We start from the raw sequence: 23,881 nt of genomic DNA on the forward strand, positions 1-23,881 counted from the left end.
AAGAATAGAAATTCGGAGGAAAACAGCATGACAAATAATTTCAAATCAGGCTTTATTGCTATTATAGGCAGACCAAATGTTGGAAAATCAACATTCATGAACCGGGTGATTGGTCAAAAGATCGCTATTATGAGTGATAAGGCACAAACAACACGAAATAAAATACAAGGTGTTTTGACAACAAAGGAATATCAAATGATTTTCATTGATACACCGGGAATTCATAAACCGAAGCACCGATTAGGCGATTTTATGGTACAGGTGGCAGAGAATACCTTGAATGAAGTAGATCATATTTTATTTATGATTAATGCGGATGAAGGTTACGGCCGCGGGGACCAATATATTATTGATTTGCTTCAAAAAATAAAACAGCCGGTATATCTGATCATTAATAAAATCGATAAGATTCAACCGGAAAAGCTTATGCAGCTGATTAATCAATATAAGGATTTTTATGAATTTGAGGAAATTATTCCTATTTCTGCATTGGAAGGGAATAATGTAGATCATTTACTAGAGGTGCTCGCTAAGCAATTGCCGGAAGGTCCGCAATATTATCCGGAAGATCAAATCACGGATCATCCGGAAAGGTTTGTTATTTCTGAGCTTATCCGCGAAAAAGTATTGCATCATACGAAGGAAGAGATTCCGCATTCGATTGCCGTTGTCATTGAAAATATAGAGAAGAACGAAAATGATAAATTATTGGTACAAGCAACGATTGTTACGGAAAGAAGCTCTCAAAAAGGTATTTTGATTGGCAAGCAGGGCGGTATGCTGAAGAAAATCGGCCAGCAATCACGCCGCGATATCGAAGCATTGCTTGGGTCTAAGGTATATTTAGAACTTTGGGTGAAAGTGAAGAAGGATTGGAGAAACAAACAGAATCAATTACATGAATATGGATTCCGGCTTGATGAATATTAAAAGATATGGCAGACCGGATACGCTGTTTTGATTCGTTTTTTGAATATCCTCTTAAAGATGGTAATATTTTATACTAATGAAAACGTCAAATCGAACCAACCTATAAAAGAAGCGGGGCATTCATGTCAGGCTGTCCTCTTTCGTCAGAAAAACGTCTTATTCGTTAAAGGAAGTCTTAAAACCGGATTTCGTATTCTTAGAATCCCTTCTGCAGTAAAGTCAAAGCTTTAGAAAATGCTTGGTTGCACTTGAGAAGTAAATAGAAAAGTTTTTTCTTTCCTATTTGTGATGAGTCAGTTACAGCAAAAAAATAATTAGAAAGGTGGGGTTTCTTGTGTTAGATGCAACATGGAATTTGTTTTATCAAACAGGAAACATTGAAACCTATTTATTATTAAAAGAACTAGAGCAGCAAGGACAGTTAAGTCAGGAAAAAAGACAAAATGAAAATACCCAATCTTCTATGGGTGACGGTATAGATTTGCCATCTTTGTAACCATGTCGCTTGAAGCATGATAATTCCTGCGATAAAGTGAAGCTTTATTCAGCCGGGGATTTTTCATCTCCCTGAAGGAATTTAGTGAAACTGTGATAACAAATGAGGGCGGGTGATTTTACGTGCTGGAACAGATAGATGGTATGGTATTAAAAACAAAAGATTATGGTGAAACACATAAATTAGTGACTATCTACAGCGGAAAGTTTGGTAAATTCCAAGCTCTGGCAAAAGGTGCAAAAAAACCAAAAAGTCGAATGGCTGCAGTTACTCAGCCATTCGTTTTTGCCCGTTTTTTTGTTTATCTTGGAAGCGGATTGAGTACGATTCAACAAGGAGAATTATTAAACTCCCATCGTAAGATACGCGAGGATTTTGTGAAGACGGCTTATTGCTCCTATATTGCAGAGCTTACAGATAAGCTGCTGGAAAACCAAAATATAGATCCGTACCTATTCGATCAATTTCAACAGACTATAGCTTGGATTGAAGAGAATGATCAGGCTGAAATCCCGATAATGATGTATGAATTAAAACTTTATAAAAAAGCTGGATTCGCTCCAGTGTTAAATCAATGTATCAATTGCGGGTCGACGCAGCAGCCTTTTGTTTTTTCTGTAGTGGAGGGCGGTTTCCTGTGTCCGAAATGCCGTCATCTGGATCCGGAAGCAATCGAGCTTGCGCCGAAACTGGCAAAGCTTCTCTATCTCTTTTCTGAAGCAGGATTAGAGCGTATCGGAACAATTCAAATGAAACCGGACAATGTGAAAATGTTTCAGGCTATTTTAAAAGCTTATTACGAACGCTATGGCGGATATTATATTAAATCCCGCAAGTTTCTGGATCAGCTCGATTTGTTTAAGAATTAATTGACAAGCTGCAGGGTAATGGAGTATGATTTGTACATAAATTAACGTATTTTAATTTTATACAAGTTGATAATTACATGATAACTGCAATGATGAAGAGAAGTACGGAAGCATATTCTGTAATAAGCGAGTCCGGGATTGGTGCGAGCCGGATGTATAGAGGCTTTTGGAAGGAACTTCGGAGCAGTATGAAAAAGAGGCTCTTGTTATGGAGAGCAAGTAGGGTGGAACCGCGGTTTAAGCCGTCCCTATGTCTGTCGTTCAAGCAGACATAGGGACGGCTTTTTAGGTTTTCAGCTGATAGCGTGGCTATAATGAGGTTTTTTATCATCACCAAAGGAAATACTTACAGTAAATTTCGATCCATTAAAGGAGTGGAGTAAATGAATATTCAAGAAATGATTTTAACATTGCAAAATCATTGGTCAGATCAAAATTGTATTTTAATGCAGGCATATGACACTGAAAAAGGTGCAGGAACGATGTCTCCTATGACATTGCTGCGAAGCTTGGGACCAGAGCCGTGGAATGTTGCCTATGTAGAGCCTTCCAGACGACCGGCGGATGGCAGATATGGGAAAAATCCGAATCGTCTGTATCAGCATCATCAATTTCAGGTAATCATGAAGCCATCTCCTGAGAATATTCAGGAACTGTATTTAGAGTCCTTGGAAAAATTAGGGATTGATCCGCTTAAGCATGATATCCGCTTCGTAGAGGATAACTGGGAAAACCCGACGCTTGGCGCAGCCGGTCTGGGCTGGGAAGTATGGCTGGACGGGATGGAAATCACACAGTTTACCTATTTCCAGCAAATCGGCGGTTTGGAAGCAAATCCGGTAACGGTCGAATTAACATACGGGATTGAGCGGTTGGCTTCATATATCCAAGATAAAGAAAATGTATTTGATTTAGAGTGGAATAATGGAGTGACTCTTCGTGATATTTTCTATCAGCCGGAATATGAGCATTCTGTCTATACATTTGAAGCATCCAATACGGATATGTTATTTGATTTATTTACGAAATATGAACAAGAGGCCAAAGCAGCCATGGAGAAAGGGCTTGTCTTCCCGGCATATGATTATGTTTTAAAATGTTCACATACCTTCAACCTGCTGGATGCAAAAGGGGTTATTTCTGTAACAGAAAGAACAGGCTATATCAGCCGAATTCGTAATCTTGCCCGCAGTATTTCAAAAATTTATGTACAAGAACGTGAAAAATTAGGTTTTCCGATGTTGAAAAAGGAGGCAAACTAGAGTGGCACAGGATGTATTGATTGAAATTGGATTAGAGGAGCTGCCGGCTCGATTTATAGATGATGCAGAAGCGCAAGTATTGGATAAAACAATCAAATGGCTGGATGAACAGCGTATTTCCTATTCGTCTGCAGTCTCCTTCTCAACGCCGCGAAGATTGGCTGTCCTTATAGAAGAAGTGGCAGAAAATCAGGTATCCATAGAAGAGGAAGCAAAAGGACCTGCTTTAAAGATTGCCAAAGATGATGAGGGAAATTGGACAAAGGCCGCGGAAGGCTTTACCAGAGGTCAGGGAAAAACAACCGATGATATTTATATCAAAGAGGTCAAGGGAACTTCCTATATCTATGTAAAAAAATTTATCGAAGGAAAAACAGTGCAATCATTACTCCCGGAATTTAAGGATATTATTGAGTCCATCACATTTGGGAAAAATATGCGCTGGGCAAATGAAACATTGCGCTACGCCAGACCGATCCGCTGGCTGGTAGCACTTTATGGAAATAAAGTGATTCCTTTTGAGATTGCGCATGTGAAAACAAGTAATTTCACCTACGGACATCGTTTTCTCAGCGATAAGCTGACCATAGGGGAACCCAAGCAATACGAACAGCTGTTAAATGAGAATTATGTCATTGCAAATGCTGAAAAACGTAAAGAGAAAATTGTAGAGCAGCTGGATACACTGCAAACCAAAAATGGATTTCAGATTCCGGTGGATACAGAGCTTTTAAATGAAGTGAAAAACCTTGTAGAATATCCGACTGCTTTCGTAGGCAGTTTCGCAGATTCTTTCCTTGCTCTGCCCAAAGAAGTACTTATTACGTCTATGGCCGAGCACCAGCGTTATTTTCCGGTAGAACGAGACGGAGAGCTGCTGCCTAAATTTGTAGGAGTAAGAAACGGTGATGATTACGAATTGGAAACCGTCATCCGGGGAAATGAGAAGGTACTTCGCGCGCGTCTTGCGGACGCAGAGTTTTTCTTTGAAGAGGACAAAAAACTTTCAATTGATTTCTTCCAGGAGAAGCTGACCAGAGTTGTATTTCAGGAAAAGCTGGGTACGTATACAGACAAAGTAAACCGGGTTAAAAAAATTGCGAGTCATTTAGCTGAAGAACTTGCTTTAAAAGATGGAAAAGAGATTGCCCGAGCTGCAGAAATCAGCAAATTCGATTTAATGACCAATATGGTAAATGAATTTACGGAATTACAGGGCGTAATGGGCGAGAAATATGCTGCATATTTTGGAGAAACAAAGGAAGTTTCTCAAGCCATACGTGAACATTATTTACCAAAACATTCTCACGGTGAACTCCCTGCAACAACAGTCGGCGCCGTACTGAGTATTGCAGATAAGATGGATACCATTGCCGGCTGTATCAGTGTCGGACTTATCCCGAGCGGTTCACAGGATCCATATGGTTTACGAAGACAGGCAACGGGAATTTTACGTATTTTGCAGGATCAGCATTGGGATGTGACAGTAGAATCACTCATTAACTATACTTTATCTGTATTAGCGGATGCCGGATTAACTGTAAATGCCTCTGCGAATGATGATTTGCGCACATTTTTTGGCTCCCGTGCTGCCTATTTGCTCCGTGAAGAGAACGTAGAATCAGATATTATTCATGCAGTTACAGACAATCAGCTTGGCGTATTTCATTTTGCAGTAGATAAAGCACATGTTTTATCTGTGAAAAAAGCAGATGAAGCTTTTAAAAACTCACAGGAGGCGCTGGTGCGTGTTCTGAATCTGGAAAATAAGGTAGAGGATAAAAACCATGAAGCAGACGCTGCGCTTATCCAAACAGAATCAGAACAAGCATTATACGATGCTGTGAAATCTGTGAAATCAAATTATGCTGCACATTTAGAGGCACAAAACAGTGAAGCGGCATTACAGCTTCTTGCGGATCTTGCTGATAATATCCACGCATTCTTTGATCATAATATGATTATGGACGATAATGAAGAAGTAAGAAAAAATCGTCTATCTATGATTCATGAGCTTTCTATGCTTATTTTGCAATATGCGGATTTACGAAAAATAGCGTGGAAGCAGCATGCATAGAAATAAAGGAAGACTTCTGCGATGACAACAATTAATCTAAACAATTTTACACTTTCTTCACTTTAGAGGATGTTTAAAAAGGTTTTCTCTCTTAAAAAAAGGTTTTTTAGTGAATGGAGTCGAATAATAATGAATGTACCATGTTTTAAATATGAAAAACATGGTACATTATCTTTCATAATGCCAAATTTGATGCAATTAATATATAGCAAGCATCCTATTTATTTGCGAATAATGTGGCAGTTTAGGTGGTGAAAAAGTGGACTTATCGAAAAGACAGCAGCGGATTATAGAAATAGTAAAAGCAGACGGTCCCATCACGGGGGAGCAAATAGCAGACCAGCTGGCGCTGACCCGGGCCACATTGAGACCGGACCTGGCTATTCTGACGATGGCTGGTTTTTTAGACGCACGTCCTCGTGTTGGCTACTTTTATACAGGTAAAACAGGTTCAGAATTGCTGACAGAAAAGATAAAGCGGTATAAGGTTCATGAATTTCAGCAGGTCCCAGTAGCTGTAAATGAGAAGGTATCAGTATACGATGCAATATCAACGATGTTCTTAGAAGATGTCGGCACACTTTTTGTTGTCGATGAAAATTCATGCTTGGTGGGAGTTCTTTCCCGAAAGGATTTGCTGCGTTCAAGTATGGGCAGGCAGGACCTGAGCTCTATCCCTGTACCGATTATTATGACAAGAATGCCTAATATAACTGTTTGCCGAAAAAATGACCTGCTGGTCGATGTAGCTCATCAGCTTATATCCAAGCAGATCGATGGTGTCCCTGTAGTAAAAGATACCGAAAATGGTCTTGAGGTTATCGGCCGTATTACAAAAACAACGATGACGAAACTGTTGGTTGAATTAACAATGGAAGATACAATATAATTTTTAGGTGCTAAGGGGAGGATGTCGAGATGAAGGAGCAGCAAGTTATTTATGTGTTATCTGATTCTGTTGGAGAAACGGCTGAGCTGGTAATTAAAGCAGGCTTAAGCCAATTCAAAAGCGGGGATTATAAAATTCAGCGTATTCCTTATGTAGAAGATAAAGGAACGATTGATGAATTCTTACAGCAGGCAAAATTGAATTCAAGTCTTATCGGTTTTACACTGGTTAATCCAGAATTGCGAGCGCATTTAAACAAGCGTGCAGCTGAACTGGATATTGAAGCAATTGATATCATGGGTCCGACTATGGACGCCATGGAGCGTGTTTTTAGTGATCAGCCCCGTTTAGAGGCAGGACTTGTTCATAAACTGGACGAAGATTATTTCAAAAAGATTGAAGCGATTGAGTTTGCTGTTAAATACGATGACGGGAGAGATACGCGGGGCATCACCCGTGCCGATATCGTATTGATAGGTGTTTCCAGAACCTCCAAAACGCCACTGTCTCAATTCTTGGCACACAAACGCTTTAAAGTAGCAAATGTTCCGATTGTTCCAGAGGTAGACCCGCCGGAAGAGCTGATGATGGTCGACCCTAAAAAATGTATTGGTTTACGTATCTCTTCAGAAAAATTGAATGGCATTCGGAAGGAACGTTTAAAAGCGCTGGGACTGGGAGATCAGGCAACGTATGCAAATGTAAGCAGAATTGAACAGGAGCTCGAATTTTTTAATGATGTCGTTGAAAAAATTGGCTGTCCTGTTATTGACGTGTCTCATAAAGCAGTGGAAGAAACAGCAAACCAAATTATTAGAATGTGGCAAAGCAGACAATAATAATCATTTTAAAGCTTTGCAAGAGATATAATAACAGTATATTTTCAGGATAAAAATGGTAGGAAAAGCATTCTGTACGCAACTCTCACGGAATGTTTTTCTTTGTTCCATAGATTTATATACAAATTAATAGAAATCTATTAAAAAATATATTATAATGGTAAATCGTATGAGCAGATTTAAATAAAATGCAATTTTAATCATAATTTGCTCTGAAAAAGAAGGAATCTATGTATCCTTTGTAGAATCTATGTTAAGGCTATTTTTTTTGAGAATAAGAAAAAAATATGTCGAATCATGAAAAATGGAGCAACTAAGTTTAAAAAGGAGGATTTTGCATAATCTCTCTAAAATGTGTTTTAGCATCCTATAAAATCAAATAGAATAGTTGGTGGTAAACATGGCTAATCAAATACCTGAACCAATTATTGAGGAAGTGAAAAAAACCAATGATATTGTCGATGTCATTGGAGAGTACATTCAATTAAAAAAACAAGGTAAAAACTATTTTGGTCTATGTCCGTTTCATGGCGAAAATACACCCTCATTTTCAGTTACCCAGGATAAACAGATTTTTCATTGCTTTGGCTGCGGAAAAGGCGGAAATGTATTCTCGTTTCTAATGGAAATGGAAAATTTCACATTTTATGAGGCGCTGAAATATTTAGCTGACCGAAGCGGTGTAGAGCTGCCGACAGCATCCATTCCCAAAGAAACTTCTTTATCAGAGGAAACAGAGCAGATGCTCTCTGCGTATGAATGGTTGACAAAATTATATCATCATCTCATAAAGTATCAAAAAGATGGGAAGGATGGATTAGAGTATCTAAAAAGCCGCGGGCTTACGAAGGAGACGTTAGAAGAATTCCAAATCGGATATGCTCCGGATAAGCGCGATTTTACAGCGAAGTTTCTTACACAAAAAGGATATTCTAAACCATTGCTTTTGAAAAGCGGTATTTTAGCAGGAAACGATAATAATGAAGTCATCGACCGTTTTCGCGGCAGAATTATTTTCCCTATACGGAATGCATTGGGGCGCACTGTCGGTTTTGGCGGCAGAGCAATGCATGATGACAGCGGTCCGAAATATTTAAATAGCTCGGAAGGCGAACTTTTTCAAAAAAGTAAGCTTTTATACAATTTTGACTTGGCAAAGCGCCATATCCGAAAAGAAAATGAAGCTGTTTTAATGGAAGGCTATATGGATGTTATTTCTGTTTATCAGGCTGGCGTGAAAAATGTAGTGGCTACGATGGGGACCGCTTTGACAGAAACGCAGGCAAAGCTTTTAAACCGCTATGTCGATACGGTTATTATTTGTTTTGATGGGGATAGTGCAGGGATAGAAGCCCGTTATAAGTCGGCACTTCTATTGAGGTCTGTCGGCTGTGATGTCCGTATTGCCAATTTGGATGCAGAGGAAGACCCGGACAGCTACGTCCGGGAGCATGGAGGCGAAGCTTTTAAAGAAAGGGTTCTGCGCACAAGTGACAGTTATATGAGTTTCTTCATGCGATATCAGCGCAGACACTTCAATCTGCAGCTGGAAAGTGAGCGTATTGAGTATATCGAGCGCGTTTTAAAAGAACTTTCTATGATTGAGAGTGCGCTGGAACGGGAATATTATATTCAGGAATTGCATAAGGAATTTGATTTGTCTGTAGATACCTTGATGAGCCAGCTGGCTCAGTATCAGAAAAGCCAGCCTTCCGCGAAGGATAATCAGCGTGATAAGAGTTATACTAAGCCATATGTACCTGCAAATAAGAAAAAGTTATTTCCGGCATATGTTAATGCTGAAAAAAGAATTTTATCCTATATGCTTCAGGATGCCTATATAGCTGAAAAAGTACAATATGAGCTTGGAGCGGGATTTAATGTAAATGACCATAAAATTGTTGCAACACATTTATATGCTTTTTATGAAGAAGGTAATTCACCCGATATTAGTTTATTTATGGAGAGACTGTCTGATGAACATTTAAAGAATCAAGTCATTGAATTGGCGATGTCCAGCGATGTCCAGCATAGTACAGAGGAAGAAATCGATGACTATCTGCGAATGATTCATCGGGAGGCGGATCAAAGTCCGGCGAAAAAAAGCTTAAAAGAGCAGCAAAGGAAAGCGGAGCAGGAAAATGATCCATTGGAGGCTGCCCGCTTGGCAATGGAGTTAATCCGGCTGCAGAAGCAAAATAACGAAAAATAATTCAACAATTTGGAAGGAGGGGGACTCATGGCCGAACAAAAACCTTCGCATATGAAAGAACCCGAACTGACATTAGAGCAAGCAAAAGAAAAATTGGTTGACATGGGTAAGAAACGCGGTACACTTGCGTATGAAGAAGTGGCTGACGGTTTATCTAATTTTGACATGGAACCCGAACAAATGGATGAGTTTTATGAGTATCTGGAAGAACAGGGTGTCGATGTGTTAGGTGAGTCTGAGGATGACCCCGAGATGCAGAAAATCGCAAAAGAAGAAGAAATCAACCTGAATGATCTCAGTGTTCCTTTAGGGATAAAGATCAATGACCCGGTCCGTATGTATTTAAAAGAAATCGGCAGAGTAGATCTGCTTTCTGCAGCAGAAGAAATTGAACTCGCTTCCCGAATTGAAGAGGGAGATATTGAAGCAAAGAGAAGGTTAGCGGAAGCCAATCTTCGTCTCGTTGTCAGCATCGCAAAACGCTATGTTGGACGGGGGATGCTTTTCCTCGATTTGATTCAAGAAGGAAACATGGGTCTGATCAAAGCTGTTGAGAAATTTGACTACCGCAAAGGGTTTAAATTCAGTACCTACGCAACCTGGTGGATTAGACAGGCAATTACCCGTGCAATCGCGGACCAGGCCCGTACCATTCGTATCCCGGTTCATATGGTGGAAACCATTAATAAATTAATCCGTGTACAGCGCTCTCTGCTGCAGGATCTGGGACGTGAACCGACACCGGAGGAAATCGGCGAAGAAATGGAATTAAGCCCGGATAAGGTGCGCGACATTCTAAAAATCGCTCAAGAACCTGTATCTTTAGAAACACCAATCGGAGAAGAAGACGATTCACATCTAGGTGATTTCATTGAGGATCAGGAAGCAATCTCTCCATCTGATCATGCAGCTTACGAATTACTGAAAGAACAGCTGGAAGATGTATTAGACACATTGACAGACAGAGAAGAAAATGTGCTTCGTCTGCGGTTTGGATTAGATGATGGAAGAACGAGAACACTTGAAGAAGTAGGGAAAGTATTTGGGGTAACCAGAGAACGTATCCGCCAAATCGAAGCGAAAGCATTACGTAAATTAAGACACCCAAGCCGAAGCAAGCGATTGAAAGACTTCCTTGATTAAGGTGTTATACTGAAATAAGTTCATTCTGAATACTGGAATATGCAAGTTCCCGTTTAACGGCTTGCGTATTCCAATTATTGTTTTATATGAATTCATAGAGAATATTCAAAAGTCCATAAAATAAGATTTTTTTTTAACATTTAAATGGTGACGCTTCCGGGGTGGATTTATGAATAATCATGAAAAAAACCAATTGATTATCCAGGAAATTTTAAAGTGGAAAGAGAATCGTTTATTGCCGGAAGAACAATGTGATTTTTTATTAGCATTATATACTAAAGGCGGAGAAATAGAAATAACCAATAAAAATAAAAATTGGCTATCTACATGGAAAAAGCTTCATTTTACCATGATGTTGATGATATTGGTAAGCGTTATCTTTTTAGATTATTATTATCAATTAGCCGGCTCTGTCGGGGCAGGTATTTTAAGTTTTGTTTTCTTTATAAATATTCTAATCTGGTCAGGAACTGGAAAGAATGCATCACGGCGTTATCGTTATTTATTTATATCTATTCAATTGTTATATGTGTTGCAGCTTTCTATTTGTATAATGGATACTTTTGGATTAGGAGCTTATAATAATTTTATGATTACTGCCAATGGCATTGGATGGATTGTTTTTGGATATTTGAAAAAGCTGCCTGTTATTCGTTATTTGGGAGCAGCTTTGACTATAGGAATCATCACTTTTGTCGTTTTTTTTAAATATCTTGGATAATCCTTTAAAAATTTTTAGATTTCGAGTAAACTAATAGTAGTATTAATTTATAATATTTGGATTACATAAGGAGGAAGCGTAATGAAAAAGAATCCGGTTATACCATATGCAATTATTGCCGGGCTGGGGCTGATAGCTGTCATTATTATTTCTGTAATTGGTATTGATCAAAGACAGGCTATTCAAGATGCTGAAGAAAATGGTGAAGAACAGACAGAAGAGACAGAAGGAGGAGAAGAAGGCGGCGAGTCTACCAGTGCTGATGCTGGAGAAGAAGTTTTCCAATCCAATTGTGCCAGCTGTCATGGTCAAGATTTAGCAAGTGGTTCCGCTCCTGATTTAACACAAGTTGGAAGCACTTATTCTCAGGAAGAAATTGCTGATATCATTGAAAATGGAACTGACGGAGGCATGCCGGCTTTCCCTCAGCTTGCAGGTGAAGAATTAGATGCACTCAGCGAGTGGTTAAGCGAGCATGAATAATATATAATAAAAGAAATGAAAGCTTTCTGATTCGTACAGAAAGCTTTTCTTATTGGAGAAATACAGAAAAGAACTGTCTTTAAAAGGAGAACAAATAATGAACCAGAATGTCACCCTATCGAATCGTTTGAAAATAGTTGCTGAATATCTGCCTCAGGGAGCGCATTTTGCAGATATCGGCTCTGATCATGCTTATCTGCCTGCCTACGTCTGCCAAAGAGATAAAACAGCAAGCGCTATTGCCGGAGAAGTGAATCAAGGGCCTTTAGACAGCGCCAAAAAAACAATTCGATTTCATCAATTAGAGGAACGGATCGATGCCCGTTTAGGAGATGGTTTATCTGTCATAAATGAAGGCGAGGTCAAACAAATCGTCATTGCGGGGATGGGCGGAGGATTGATTACTTCCATCTTAGAAAACCATGCTGCTATTGCTAAATCTGCTGAACGAATTATTGCACAGCCTAATGTAGACGCAAGAGCAGTCAGACGATGGTTTGATCAAAATGATTTTATACTGAAAGCAGAAGAGATTGTGGATGAGCAGGGACATATCTATGAAGTGCTTGTTGCGGATCGTTATACAGAAGCCTCTTCACCATACAGTGATAATGAACAGAAGAAGGGCAGGCAGCTTTTATTAGGTCCCTATTTAATGAAAGAGAAGAATGCTGCTTTTATTAAAAAGTGGTCACAGGAAATAATGAATATCGAACGAATCATTTTGCAAATGCAGCAGGCAAAGCAAATAAATCATGAGAAAATAGCTGATTTCCAAACAGAATTATACTGGATGAAGGAGGAACTTGATCATGAAGGAACAAACGACGAAACACGCTGATTTTTTTCGGATTATGGACAGCTGGGCACCGAAAAGTTTTGCCTATCATTGGGATAATATCGGTTTACAGACTGGACGGTTTCATGATACGACATCTCAAATTCTGATTACATTGGATGTGACGGAGGAAGTAGTTGATGAAGCAATTGAAAAAGGGGCGAATTTGATTATTGCCCATCACCCTTTGCTGTTTCAGCCTTTAAAACAGATTAATGTCGATCATCCGAAGGGGAGAGTGGTACAAAAGCTTTTAAAAAACGATATAACGGTCTTTGCTGCACATACCAATCTGGATATCGCCGAGGGTGGTGTAAATGATTTATTAAGTGGCGCCCTTGAATTGAAAAATAAAGAACCCTTAGAAGTGTTAGAACAAGAGTCGCTGCTTAAAATTGTTGTTTTTGTTCCAGAGTCGCATGTACAGGAATTACGGGATGCTCTGCATCAGGGCGGAGCTGGCCAAATTGGCGATTACAGTCATTGCACCTTTCAAAGCGCCGGACAAGGGACTTTTCTTCCGTCAGAGCAGGCTGTCCCGTATATTGGCGAGCAGAATGAAATGACTTTTGTCGATGAAAAGAAGCTGGAAGCCGTTGTTCCTAAGAAAAATCTAGCCAGGGTGATAGATGCTGTTATTTCAGCCCATCCTTATGAAGAACCGGCTTATGATATGTATCCATTGGAAAATAAAGGACAGTCGATTGGAATCGGACGCTTTGGTGTCCTGGAATCCCCGGTTTCAATGAAGGCATTCATTGAAACGGTGAAAAAGAATTTAGACATGCCTCGCGTGCGTGTTTCTGGTAATATAGAAAAGAATGTAAAAAAAGTTGCTGTCCTGGGAGGAAGCGGGGAGAAATATGTCAGTCATGCGCTCCGAAAAAAAGCGGATGTATATATTACAGGAGATATGACATTTCACGCTGCTCAAGATGCAGAGCAGATGGGACTGACAGTCATTGATGCCGGTCATTATATCGAGAAGATAATGAAAACAGCAACCAAGGAAAAACTTATACAGGAAATACCTGCATTCAGGTCAAAGGTTTATGTATCTGAAGTAAATACAGACCCGTTCGTATTTATGTGAAATAGATAGTTAAATGATTTATTTGAGTGATAAGCATTTTAACCAGCATAGTGTTTTTGAGGTCTCCCTCTATAACACGTGGTAGAAAATGTCATAGGCTGGATATTTATCACGGAGAACTGTCCGTAAAACTCCCGCCTTAAAATAAAACGTAAAAATAAATGTATTTAGGCGGGAGATAACGGATGCTAGCTCCTTGAATCACTCAACTAACTCTCAGTGGGTGAAGAATATAAACCAATGTTGTCAGGTTAATGAATTTTATGTTTGTTATAAATAGGTAGTAAAAATCTAACTAGCGTAGTTTATTTTCGTAGCGGCTGGCTATTAACCTGAAAGCGTTGGAAGAACAAAAACTTCCGCTGAGTGAAGTTTCGTTTTATTTCAACTTATTATAGAAAAGATTTCAAAGGAGGGAAACAGATGGAAAAAACATTTGCAGAACTATCCCTGGATATGGATATCCAGGATATTATTCAAGAATTGGATTTTAGAAATCCGACTGCAATCCAAGAAAAAGTAATACCTGCTATCTTGGATGGAAAAAGTGTTATTGGTCAATCCCGGACCGGTTCCGGCAAATCGCATGCATTTTTATTGCCGATGTTTCAACAGCTGGATGAGAATCAAAAGAAAGTGCAGTTTGTAATTACTGCGCCAACAAGGGAACTGGCAACACAGCTTTACAATGAAGTAAGGAAAATCATTACAATTGCGGATAAGACAGAAAAATGGACAGCCAAGCTGCTTGTCGGCGGTACCGATAAACAAAAGGCAATTGAGAAATTAAAAACACCGCCAATGATTGTGGTGGGGACACCAGGGAGAATTTTAGATTTGGTAAAGGATGGAGCATTATCCATCTATAGTGCGGAATCGTTTGTGATTGACGAGGCGGACTTGATGCTTGATTTAGGCTTTATTGAAGAAGTAGATCAATTATTAGTACGCGCGAAGCAGGATATTCAGCTGCTGGTCTTCTCGGCAACTATTCCACAGCGCTTACAGCATTTCTTTAAAAAATATTTAAGAAATCCAGAATATATTAAAATGGAAGAGCATTTTTCTCCGGAAACGATGGAGCATCGGCTTATTCTGAAAAAGCATCGGGATGAAGCGAAGATTATTTGGGATATTTCCAAGACAATCCATCCCTATTTAGCGCTGGTATTTACAAATGGGAAACAACAGGCTAATGAGCTGGCAGAAGCGCTTGGAGGCTATGGCTTGGATGTTGGTGTCATTCATGGCGGTCTGACGCCCCGGGAGAGAAAGCGTGTATTGAAAGAGATACAGCAGCTGCGCTATCAATACGTAGTCGCAACAGATTTAGCTTCAAGGGGAATTGATATCAAGGGTGTCAGCCATGTAATTAATGCCCAGCTTCCAAAAGAAGAGCATTTTTATATTCATCGTGTCGGCAGGACAGCACGAGCCGGACTAGAGGGCACAGCAGTCAGTATTTACAGCGAAGAGGACGCCCGTTTAATCGAAAGATTGGAGCAAAAGGGACTCACGTTCTCGTTCGTAGAGGTTAAGCAGGGTGAATGGACCGAGGATAAATCCTGGAATGAAAGAACACGCCGGAAAACTGAAGACACAAGTAATGACCGGGAAGCGTGGAAGCGCGTAAGAAAAGCAAAGAAAGTAAAGCCGGGCTATAAGAAAAAACAAAAGCAGCAGCAACAGCAAATTAAAAGACAGCTGACAAAAGAGCAAAACAGGAAGAAGCGTTAGGAGGAATAAATATGGTGAAAATCGGTTCTCATGTTTCGATGAATGGCAAGAAAATGTTATTAGGATCCAGCGAAGAAGCTGCTTCCTACGGGGCAAATACCTTTATGATTTATACAGGCGCACCGCAGAACACAAGAAGAAAGCCGATTGAAGAATTAAATATTGAAGCTGGATTAGAACATATGGCATCTCATGGAATAGCTGACATTGTTGTGCATGCGCCGTATATTATTAATATCGGCAACACGGTAAAACCGGAGACATTTGAATTGGGCGTTAATTTTCTGCGGAGTGAAATCGAACGTACCGAGGCTCTGGGGGCAAAACAAATCGTACTTCATCCGGGAGCGCATGTGGGGGAAGGCCCCGACAAGGGTATTCCGAAAATTATCGAAGGATTAAATGAAGTGCTTGAACAAAAAAATGATGTTCAAATTGCATTAGAAACAATGGCTGGAAAAGGCTCCGAAATGGGCCGTACATTTGAAGAACTGGCTGAAATTATTTCTGGTGTTACGCACAATGAACATCTCTCTGTTTGTTTGGATACATGTCATATTCATGATGCAGGCTATGACCTCGTCAATGATTTTGATGGGGTATTGAATTCATTTGATAAAATCGTCGGATTAGACCGTCTGAAAGTAGTCCATGTCAATGACAGTAAAAATGACCGCGGAGCTCATAAAGACCGTCATGAAAACATCGGTTTTGGCTACATTGGCTTTGATGCCCTCCATAAGGTTGTTCATCATCCGCAGCTTAGCGAGCTTCCTAAAATCCTTGAAACACCTTATGTAGGCACAGATAAGAAAAATAAAAAAGCACCGTACAAGTATGAAATAGCAATGCTGCGCGAAGGTGATTTTCAAGAGAATTTAAAGGAAATCATTATGGAAGGCTAGTCCCGTATAAAATCAAACTTTATTCAGCGGGGGTTTATGGTCAATTAATCATGATAAATTAAGAAAGATGAGCACCCTATATATGGGAATGCTCATCTTTTTTAATTTCAGCCGGTTTTAGTTTTCAAATAAATGCTCCATCCCATATGATTTAATGACCTCATCCATTAACTGCTGTGCTGCTGCTGCTGTTTTCTGATCCGTGATTTTTGCAAGCTCCATCATAAAGCGGTCACGATCTGCCTGGTCAAATGGATTAGGTGCAGAAGTTCTTAAATAATGTACAATCTGGTCTGCTTGTGTACGTGTAATAGCAAAGCCGTATTCGGCACTATAATGTAAAATTTCATCTGGGGTTAATTTACGCAGTTTATTTTTAATCATTTCTTTGATAAAGAAAGACATATCATCCCTCCTTTTGAATATCCTCTTATTTTCTTCCATCATGTAAATATATGCAGACAACAAAAAGATTATACCATTCTTTGCTAAAAATTCCGCATGATACCTGTATGAAAACCTGTAGATTCCGTATGCTAATCATATAATTCTAAAGTATAAGGAGTTTATCTCATGAATGATAATGATAAAGACAAACGTATACAGGATATGCCGAACCATGGACAAAGACCACAGCATGAACATACAAATGAACAGTTAGACAGCAAAAGAATGGAAGAATTTTCAACAGAATTAACCGATGCCAACCTGTTGGAATTTGAAGATGAGAAAAGCTTTAACCCGGGGACAATATATGGATGGGGAAGTATCATTTTAGCAATTATTTCATTTTTTACCTGGCCGGTTATTTTAGGAGCCGCCAGCATTGTATTCGGGTTTGTAGCACGAAGCAGAGGGACAAATATTCTTGGTATTATCGGAATTATAGCAGGAGCTCTTTCTTTGATTTCCGCTTTTTTCATTATCCCTTTCTTTTCCTAGGCGGCATTTCTAAGCATTAAAATTATTTAGCAAAAAGCTGCATTTCATAATAAAAAGCAAGCATTCACTTTGAAAAATAAAGCGGATGTTTGCTTTTTCTAATGCTCCTCTTGAAATTGTGGGAAATAGTAAACTTCATGTACATGGATGTCATTGGAGGAGATGTTCGGGTTCAATGATTCAAAAGCCTTTAAAATAATCTCAACAGAGACAGTGTTGACCGTTATGGTTTGGATTTCTTCTGTAATACTGAGAACCGTATCTCCAGGATTTACTTTTACCGGAACAGCTTCAAAAGGAGGCAGTTCCAAATTTTCATTATTTGAAACGGAGGTTGTCCCGTCTGAATGAGCTAAGTCTTGAAAAATACTGACTGCAACTAATATAATAAACGTAATCAGGGAAATTCTACGCAAAAATTCCATAAAAAATCTCCTTTAATGAAACTATTTTCTTTCCTCATACGTACATATAATATAGAAGAGGATGTCAAAAAAGTCCTTCTTATCGTTTTTATATATGCATGATAAGCAGGGCAACGAGAGGGTGTGAATGGTATGGACGTGGTTGAATTACAATGGGTTGGATTTCTTGCCTTATTTTTTGGAACTTTATTTATATTAGGTGAAATGTTTGTAAATATGCGTGGTATATTTGGTGTATTAGGGCTGGGATTTATAACTGTTTATTTTACGGTATACACAGAAACCAATTCGGTCTTACTCATGTTTATTATATACTTCCTGGGAATATTACTGATTATTATTGATGGCAAAGTGTTGAACGATGGAACCTTGGCTACAATTGGACTGGTTTTGATGATCGTTGCCGTTGCATTGCCGCAGCCGGATTTTGCAAACGGTCTTTATGCGGTAATCAGTATCGTCATTGGAGCATTTTCATCTCTGGCGTTTTTAAAAGTATTTAAACGGAGACAGATGTGGACGAAAATCGCTTTAATGGACCAGCTTACAAATGAACAGGGCTACAGCTCGCTCAGTAAAGAGTATGAAGCTTTGCTGGGAGAAGAAGGCGTTGCGCTGACCGATTTTAGACCTTCCGGTACGATTGAAGTGAATAAAAAACATTACAGTGCTGTATCTGGCGGACGCTGGATTAAAAAAGGAACGCCGATTAAAGTAGTGGCAGTGGATGGAACCAGTGTCCGGATAGAGGAGCTTAAAGAAGATTAATTAATAGTTCGTAATTAAATAGAATAACCCTGAAACAGGATTCATTTCATAAAGCTGGAGATGAATCCTGTATTTGTATGCGATTGGTCCTAATATTATACATATTTTCATGAAAAAAGCAGATACTAAGCATCCCTTTCTATTCGAATGTAAACAAATATTAAATCTATGTAAATTTTTCATCAAACATGTTTACATTCTCTTTAGAATCATCAATAATGAATGAGGCGCAAAATTCTACAAAAGTTTACATAAGAGGTAGAAGGGATGAAGTTTTCGTGGATATCGATGTTCAAAGTTTAATTATTGAATTTCTCGGAGGAATCGGCATATTCCTAATGGGGATAAAAATGATGGGAGATGGACTCCAAAAATCAGCAGGAGATCACTTGCGGGATATTCTGGACCGGTTTACAACCAATCCATTCCTGGGTGTGCTTGCTGGGATTATTGTAACTGTGCTTATTCAGAGCAGTTCGGGAACTACTGTTTTAACTGTAGGGCTTGTCAATGCCGGTTTTATGACATTAAGACAGGCAATCGGTGTTATTATGGGAGCGAATATCGGTACAACCATAACTGCTTTTATTATTGGAATAGATGTTGGGGAGTATTCGTTATTATTTTTAGCTTTAGGTGCGTTTACAATCTTTTTCTTTAAGAAGCAAAAAATTGTAGCGGTAGGACAGGCGATATTCGGTTTTGGAGGTCTATTTTATGGGCTTGAATTAATGAGCAGCGGGATGACACCTCTCCGCTCTTTACAGGCATTTCAAGATTTGACAGTTTCTATGAGCGATACACCAATTCTTGGAGTAGTTATTGGTACCGTATTTACTGTAATTGTACAAAGTTCATCAGCAACCATCGGTATTCTGCAAGGATTATTCGCACAGGGTGCAGTTGACTTAAAGGCAGCTATTCCTGTATTATTTGGCGATAATATCGGTACTACCATTACAGCTGTTCTTGCAAGTATAGGTACATCTGTCGCTGCCAAACGAGCTGCCTATACACATGTAACGTTTAATTTACTAGGTGCGATTATTTTTATTATCTTGCTTTATCCGTTTACTCAATTTATTTACTATTTACAATCCAGCTTAAGTTTAAACCCGGAGATGACCATTGCGTTTGCGCATGGAAGCTATAATATCGCAAATACGGTTATTCAATTTCCATTTATCGGTGCTTTGGCATGGCTCATTACGAAGCTGGTGCCTGGAGATGATGTCATTATTGAGTATAAACCAAAGCATCTGGATTCTATTTTCCTTCAGCAGTCTTCCTCGCTGGCACTGGGCCAGGCTAAGATGGAAGTTGTCCGTATGGGGAAATATGCGTATCAAGGTTTAGAGGAAACCCACAGTTATGTCACTACGCAGAATCCGAAAAATTCCGAGATGGCTCTGCAAATTGAAGGAGCGCTGAATAATCTGGATCGTAAAATAACGGAGTATTTAGTGGATATCGCTTCTACCAACTTAACAGAACCGGAAAGTATAGAACATACCAGCTTAATGAGTACAATTCGTGATATTGAACGAATTGGCGACCATTTTGAGAATGTGGTTGAACTGGTGGACTATAAAATGTCCAACAAAGTTTCGCTGACAGATCAGGCAATTGAAGATCTCAACAAAATGTTTGATTTAACGTATATGACAGTTAAACAGGCTGTTGAGGCTTTAGAGGCAAACGATCGGGAAGCGGCTTTAGAAGTTATTCAAAAAGAAGACCAAATCGATAAAATGGAGCGGAAATTCCGTAAAAACCATATTATCCGTATGAATGAAGGCACTTGTAATGGATCAGCAGGAATCGTTTTTGTCGATATCATAAGTAATTTAGAACGAATTGGCGATCATGCTGTAAACATTGCTCAGAACGTCTTAGGAGACCATTAAGGATGATCTGATATAAAAGGGCTCTATCTGTTGTAATGAAGCGGATAGAGCCCTTATTTCATCTATTTCGGGATAAAAGGGGAAGAGAACGCTTTTAACGTGATAACTGTCGGTCATTATTATGCAGCGCGGAGGTGCATAATTTATCAACAGCATTTATGGAACATCTGATTATTTTGAAGCATGCATATTAAAAAGAGGGGATAACAGATGCGATAGAAATACAGCTTTTTCTATATATTACCGGAAATGAAAAAAGTTTTTATAAGTTTTTGTTGAAATATGTTATATTACATGCTATTATAATTCTTGCAGTCAACTTCTGATAAAAACTTTTGCAACACCGCAAAAAAAGTTGTTGACATAATCAACAGAACATGATAAATTATATTTTGTTGCTAATTAAAACAAACATTATTCCACAGTAGCTCAGTGGTAGAGCAATCGGCTGTTAACCGATCGGTCGTAGGTTCGAATCCTACCTGTGGAGCCATGGCGGTGTAGCTCAGCTGGCGAGAGCGTACGGTTCATACCCGTGAGGTCGGGGGTTCGATCCCCTCCGCCGCTACCAAAAAATATACATACATTTGCTATTTCATGGCGGCCGTGGCGAAGTGGTTAACGCACCGGATTGTGGCTCCGGCACGCGTGGGTTCGATCCCCACCGGTCGCCCCATTCAATAATAGTAAAAGGACCCTTAGCTCAGTTGGTTAGAGCTATCGGCTCATAACCGATCGGTCGCAGGTTCGAGTCCTGCAGGGTCCACCATTTATTCTGTCTGGAGGTATACCCAAGTCTGGCTGAAGGGGTCGGTCTTGAAAACCGAGAGGCGGGTCAAACCGCGCGGGGGTTCGAATCCCTCTACCTCCTCCATACATATTTCACAACAGAATGATGGAGAGCTTTTATATCAAAGCTCCATGTACGGCTTGGTAGCTCAGTCGGTAGAGCAGAGGACTGAAAATCCTTGTGTCGGCGGTTCGATTCCGTCCCGAGCCATCTAAAAAACAAGCACAAAGCTTGTTTTTTTTGTGTGCTTTTTTCAGATTTTGCAAGCGGAATCTGATTCTTTTTATAAATATTTTGTTGTTTCTTTAAGGGAAAAAAGTTTCCCTAAATCAAAATGGGATAGTCAATAATATGTAAATGGTTATTTAATAAGGAATGTTTGATACATATCAGTGCAAAATATTTGCAAGAAATTCTTACCTTTGATAACGTATAAATTGTAGAAATAAAATCATCATTTATTTTAAGGAGGAGTTACACATGGCAAAATTTGAATTACCGGAATTACCTTATGCATACGATGCATTGGAACCATCTATCGATAAAGAAACAATGAACATTCACCATACGAAGCATCACAACACCTACGTTACCAAATTAAATGATGCATTGGAAGGACATGAAGATCTGCAAAACAAATCAGTTGATGAGCTTGTGAGGGACTTAAATGAGGTTCCTGAAAGCATCCGTACTGCTGTACGCAACAATGGCGGCGGACATGCTAACCACAGCTTCTTCTGGAAGACTTTGTCACCAAACGGCGGCGGAGAACCAACTGGCGAGCTGGCCGATAAAATCAACAGCAAATTCGGTTCTTTTGACAAATTTAAAGAGGATTTTGCAGCTGCGGCAGCAGGACGTTTCGGTTCTGGCTGGGCATGGTTAGTATTAAACAATGGCGAGCTTGAAATCACAAGCACTCCAAACCAGGATTCTCCATTAACAGATGGTAAGACGCCACTATTAGGATTAGATGTATGGGAGCATGCATATTATCTTAAATATCAAAACAGACGCCCGGACTATATTTCTGCATTCTGGAATGTTGTTAACTGGGATCAAGTAACAAACAATTACGAAGCAGCAAAATAAAGAATAATTATAAAAGCTTGCAGATAACTTTATGTTTCTGCAAGCTTTTTGTATAGATACGGCTCCTTCGCTAAAAATAAAAGAAGAAGGAGTCGTTTTCTATGCAATTACAACAGCAGTACAGAAGATATAAACAACAAAAAGATGAATATCGGGATCTTTGGATACTCTTGCTTATCGGCGCTTTATATGCAGCAGGAATCTTTTTATCAAATACATTTGTTAATGTGTACCTATGGAAGCAATCCGGAGATTTTTTTGTGATTGCTAATTATCACTTGGCAAGTTATGTATTCCAGGCATTATCTTTTATTTATGCTGGAAAATTATCCAAAAAAATCGATCGCATCATTATATTGCGAATCGGAATTCTTTTTTTATGTTTCTTTTTTCTGTTCGTTCTTTGGATCGGCGAGCTGGCTGCATATTATAATTTTATACTCGGTTGTTTATTGGGAATAGGGTACGGTTTTTTTTGGTTAGCTTATTATGTACTGACCTTTGAGATTACCGAACCGGATACAAGAGATTGGTTTAATGGCATTTCCGGCACACTGACCTCGTTTGCAGGTATGATTGGACCGTTGCTTGCAGGATGGATGATTTCAAAAATGGCCGGGGATTTTGGCTATACCGCTATTTTTATCATTTCCTTAAGCCTGTTTATTGCTGCCATTATTGTAAGCTTTTTTATTATACGAAAGGGCAGCAGAGGAAGCTTTGCTTTACCTGCTGTCATCAATGAAAGAAAGAAAAATAAAAATTGGAAGCGTATTTTACATGCTCACTTTTTTCAAGGGCTGAGAGAAGGTATTTATGGTTTCTATATTACCATCTGGATTTTTCTTGTTACGAACAGTGAGCTTATTTTAGGGGTTTTTAATTTATTTCTTTCAGGATTATCCATTATTTTTTATTTTGTTGCTTTAAAATGGATTCAACCTGCATTAAGAAAAAAAGCCATTTTATTTGGCGGAATCTTACTGTTTGCTTCTATTTTTATTATTATTTTTGAAATGAGTCTGTTCTGGTTGATTGTATACGCGGTGATTATCGGAATTGCCTTCCCAATTCTGACCGTTCCGTATCAATCCCTGACCTATGATGTAATTGGCAGAGCGCGGATGGTCAGCGAGAGAAGAGTGGAATACATTGTAGTCCGGGAAATTTATTTGAATCTGGGAAGAATTGCTTCGATTGCCGTGTTTATATTTGGCATGTTCCTATTTCCGCATGACGTGATTATCCCTGCTTTACTGATTATATTCGGCGCTGGACATGCCATCATCTATTTTTGCATCCGGAACATTTTTATTGGACCGTCAAAAAAACAAAAAATCGCATTAAAAGAAGATTTTACGGACGAAAAAAGTCGCTAAATGTGGTAAAATCAAACAGTGGTCTCTATTATAACTTGAACGATTATAAGCGGAAGGTAATTGTGCCCCGAAGGGCGGAGTTTC

Annotated in this window: 22 protein-coding genes and 6 tRNA genes; 26 read left to right on the forward strand and 2 right to left on the reverse strand. The window is 39.2% G+C overall.

What is annotated here, in order from left to right:
* The first annotated feature begins 27 nt into the window (after window positions 1-27).
* From era to ACFO3P_RS21975, 15 genes are all read left to right on the forward strand, one after another.
* Window positions 28-930 (forward strand): GTPase Era, encoded by a 903-nt coding sequence (era, locus tag ACFO3P_RS21905; protein WP_042534822.1) that lies wholly within the window; start codon window positions 28-30, stop codon window positions 928-930.
* A gap of 334 nt (window positions 931-1,264) precedes the next feature.
* Entirely contained in the window at window positions 1,265-1,426 is a 162-nt protein-coding gene (locus ACFO3P_RS21910; protein ID WP_139089150.1) for a YqzL family protein, read from the forward strand.
* Window positions 1,427-1,548: 122 nt separating this feature from the next.
* Window positions 1,549-2,295, forward strand: a complete 747-nt coding sequence (gene recO / locus ACFO3P_RS21915; RefSeq protein WP_042534820.1) for a DNA repair protein RecO — start codon at window positions 1,549-1,551, stop codon at window positions 2,293-2,295.
* A 383-nt stretch (window positions 2,296-2,678) separates the two neighbouring features.
* Window positions 2,679-3,557 (forward strand): glycine--tRNA ligase subunit alpha, encoded by an 879-nt coding sequence (gene glyQ, locus ACFO3P_RS21920; protein ID WP_042534818.1) that lies wholly within the window; start codon window positions 2,679-2,681, stop codon window positions 3,555-3,557.
* 1 nt (window position 3,558) lies between these two features.
* Window positions 3,559-5,634, forward strand: a complete 2,076-nt coding sequence (gene glyS / locus ACFO3P_RS21925) for a glycine--tRNA ligase subunit beta (protein ID WP_193063943.1) — start codon at window positions 3,559-3,561, stop codon at window positions 5,632-5,634.
* 259 nt (window positions 5,635-5,893) lie between these two features.
* Entirely contained in the window at window positions 5,894-6,523 is a 630-nt protein-coding gene (locus tag ACFO3P_RS21930; RefSeq protein ID WP_042534813.1) for a helix-turn-helix transcriptional regulator, read from the forward strand.
* A 29-nt stretch (window positions 6,524-6,552) separates the two neighbouring features.
* Window positions 6,553-7,362 carry a pyruvate, water dikinase regulatory protein gene (locus tag ACFO3P_RS21935; protein ID WP_042534812.1) on the forward strand — a complete coding sequence of 270 codons (810 nt, stop codon included), beginning with the start codon at window positions 6,553-6,555 and terminating at the stop codon, window positions 7,360-7,362.
* Window positions 7,363-7,762: 400 nt separating this feature from the next.
* On the forward strand, window positions 7,763-9,574 hold the full coding sequence (gene dnaG, locus ACFO3P_RS21940) for a DNA primase (RefSeq protein ID WP_193063942.1): 1,812 nt from the start codon (window positions 7,763-7,765) through the stop codon (window positions 9,572-9,574).
* Window positions 9,575-9,601: 27 nt separating this feature from the next.
* Window positions 9,602-10,717, forward strand: a complete 1,116-nt coding sequence (rpoD, locus tag ACFO3P_RS21945; protein WP_042534808.1) for an RNA polymerase sigma factor RpoD — start codon at window positions 9,602-9,604, stop codon at window positions 10,715-10,717.
* A 169-nt stretch (window positions 10,718-10,886) separates the two neighbouring features.
* Window positions 10,887-11,438, forward strand: coding sequence for a hypothetical protein (locus tag ACFO3P_RS21950; RefSeq protein ID WP_052485090.1), 552 nt, complete (start codon window positions 10,887-10,889; stop codon window positions 11,436-11,438).
* 81 nt (window positions 11,439-11,519) lie between these two features.
* Window positions 11,520-11,921 (forward strand): c-type cytochrome, encoded by a 402-nt coding sequence (locus ACFO3P_RS21955; RefSeq protein WP_193063941.1) that lies wholly within the window; start codon window positions 11,520-11,522, stop codon window positions 11,919-11,921.
* A gap of 97 nt (window positions 11,922-12,018) precedes the next feature.
* The gene (locus ACFO3P_RS21960) at window positions 12,019-12,762 is read left to right on the forward strand and encodes a tRNA (adenine(22)-N(1))-methyltransferase (RefSeq protein ID WP_193063940.1); all 744 of its coding nucleotides are present in this window, start codon (window positions 12,019-12,021) and stop codon (window positions 12,760-12,762) included.
* Window positions 12,734-13,852: a Nif3-like dinuclear metal center hexameric protein gene (locus tag ACFO3P_RS21965; protein WP_042534802.1), complete on the forward strand. Its 1,119-nt coding sequence runs from the start codon at window positions 12,734-12,736 to the stop codon at window positions 13,850-13,852. Before ACFO3P_RS21960 ends, ACFO3P_RS21965 begins: the two co-directional genes overlap by 29 nt.
* 423 nt (window positions 13,853-14,275) lie before the next feature.
* Window positions 14,276-15,589, forward strand: a complete 1,314-nt coding sequence (locus tag ACFO3P_RS21970; protein ID WP_042534800.1) for a DEAD/DEAH box helicase — start codon at window positions 14,276-14,278, stop codon at window positions 15,587-15,589.
* Window positions 15,590-15,600: 11 nt separating this feature from the next.
* Complete coding sequence (locus ACFO3P_RS21975) at window positions 15,601-16,494, forward strand: deoxyribonuclease IV (RefSeq protein WP_193063939.1); 894 nt, start codon at window positions 15,601-15,603, stop codon at window positions 16,492-16,494.
* A 117-nt stretch (window positions 16,495-16,611) separates the two neighbouring features.
* Here the strand turns inward: ACFO3P_RS21975 and ACFO3P_RS21980 are convergent, their stop codons facing one another.
* Window positions 16,612-16,899, reverse strand: a complete 288-nt coding sequence (locus ACFO3P_RS21980; RefSeq protein WP_193063938.1) for a DUF2624 domain-containing protein — start codon at window positions 16,897-16,899, stop codon at window positions 16,612-16,614.
* A gap of 168 nt (window positions 16,900-17,067) precedes the next feature.
* Here ACFO3P_RS21980 and ACFO3P_RS21985 point away from each other — a divergent pair, with 168 nt between their 5' ends.
* Complete coding sequence (locus tag ACFO3P_RS21985; protein ID WP_052485089.1) at window positions 17,068-17,436, forward strand: DUF4190 domain-containing protein; 369 nt, start codon at window positions 17,068-17,070, stop codon at window positions 17,434-17,436.
* A gap of 98 nt (window positions 17,437-17,534) precedes the next feature.
* Here the strand turns inward: ACFO3P_RS21985 and ACFO3P_RS21990 are convergent, their stop codons facing one another.
* Window positions 17,535-17,861: a hypothetical protein gene (locus tag ACFO3P_RS21990; RefSeq protein WP_193063937.1), complete on the reverse strand. Its 327-nt coding sequence runs from the start codon at window positions 17,859-17,861 to the stop codon at window positions 17,535-17,537.
* Between the two features lie 132 nt (window positions 17,862-17,993).
* On the opposite strand from ACFO3P_RS21990, the gene ACFO3P_RS21995 reads away from it, so the two are divergent.
* From ACFO3P_RS21995 to ACFO3P_RS22040, 10 genes are all read left to right on the forward strand, one after another.
* Window positions 17,994-18,629 (forward strand): NfeD family protein, encoded by a 636-nt coding sequence (locus ACFO3P_RS21995; protein ID WP_042534791.1) that lies wholly within the window; start codon window positions 17,994-17,996, stop codon window positions 18,627-18,629.
* A gap of 278 nt (window positions 18,630-18,907) precedes the next feature.
* Complete coding sequence (locus ACFO3P_RS22000) at window positions 18,908-20,536, forward strand: Na/Pi cotransporter family protein (RefSeq protein WP_193063936.1); 1,629 nt, start codon at window positions 18,908-18,910, stop codon at window positions 20,534-20,536.
* Window positions 20,537-20,954: 418 nt separating this feature from the next.
* A tRNA-Asn gene (locus ACFO3P_RS22005) sits at window positions 20,955-21,029 on the forward strand.
* 1 nt (window position 21,030) lies between these two features.
* Window positions 21,031-21,107, forward strand: a tRNA-Met gene (locus ACFO3P_RS22010).
* A 29-nt stretch (window positions 21,108-21,136) separates the two neighbouring features.
* Window positions 21,137-21,212 (forward strand) — tRNA-His (locus ACFO3P_RS22015).
* Window positions 21,213-21,228: 16 nt separating this feature from the next.
* Window positions 21,229-21,305, forward strand: a tRNA-Ile gene (locus tag ACFO3P_RS22020).
* 12 nt (window positions 21,306-21,317) lie between these two features.
* Window positions 21,318-21,410, forward strand: a tRNA-Ser gene (locus ACFO3P_RS22025).
* A 53-nt stretch (window positions 21,411-21,463) separates the two neighbouring features.
* A tRNA-Phe gene (locus ACFO3P_RS22030) sits at window positions 21,464-21,536 on the forward strand.
* 270 nt (window positions 21,537-21,806) lie between these two features.
* On the forward strand, window positions 21,807-22,418 hold the full coding sequence (sodA, locus tag ACFO3P_RS22035) for a superoxide dismutase SodA (protein ID WP_042534787.1): 612 nt from the start codon (window positions 21,807-21,809) through the stop codon (window positions 22,416-22,418).
* 101 nt (window positions 22,419-22,519) lie between these two features.
* On the forward strand, window positions 22,520-23,797 hold the full coding sequence (locus ACFO3P_RS22040) for an MFS transporter (RefSeq protein WP_193063935.1): 1,278 nt from the start codon (window positions 22,520-22,522) through the stop codon (window positions 23,795-23,797).
* Window positions 23,798-23,881: the final 84 nt, after the last annotated feature.

The sequence above is a fragment of the Oceanobacillus aidingensis genome, assembly GCF_042654105.1.
Lineage (GTDB): Bacteria > Bacillota > Bacilli > Bacillales > Amphibacillaceae > Oceanobacillus > Oceanobacillus oncorhynchi.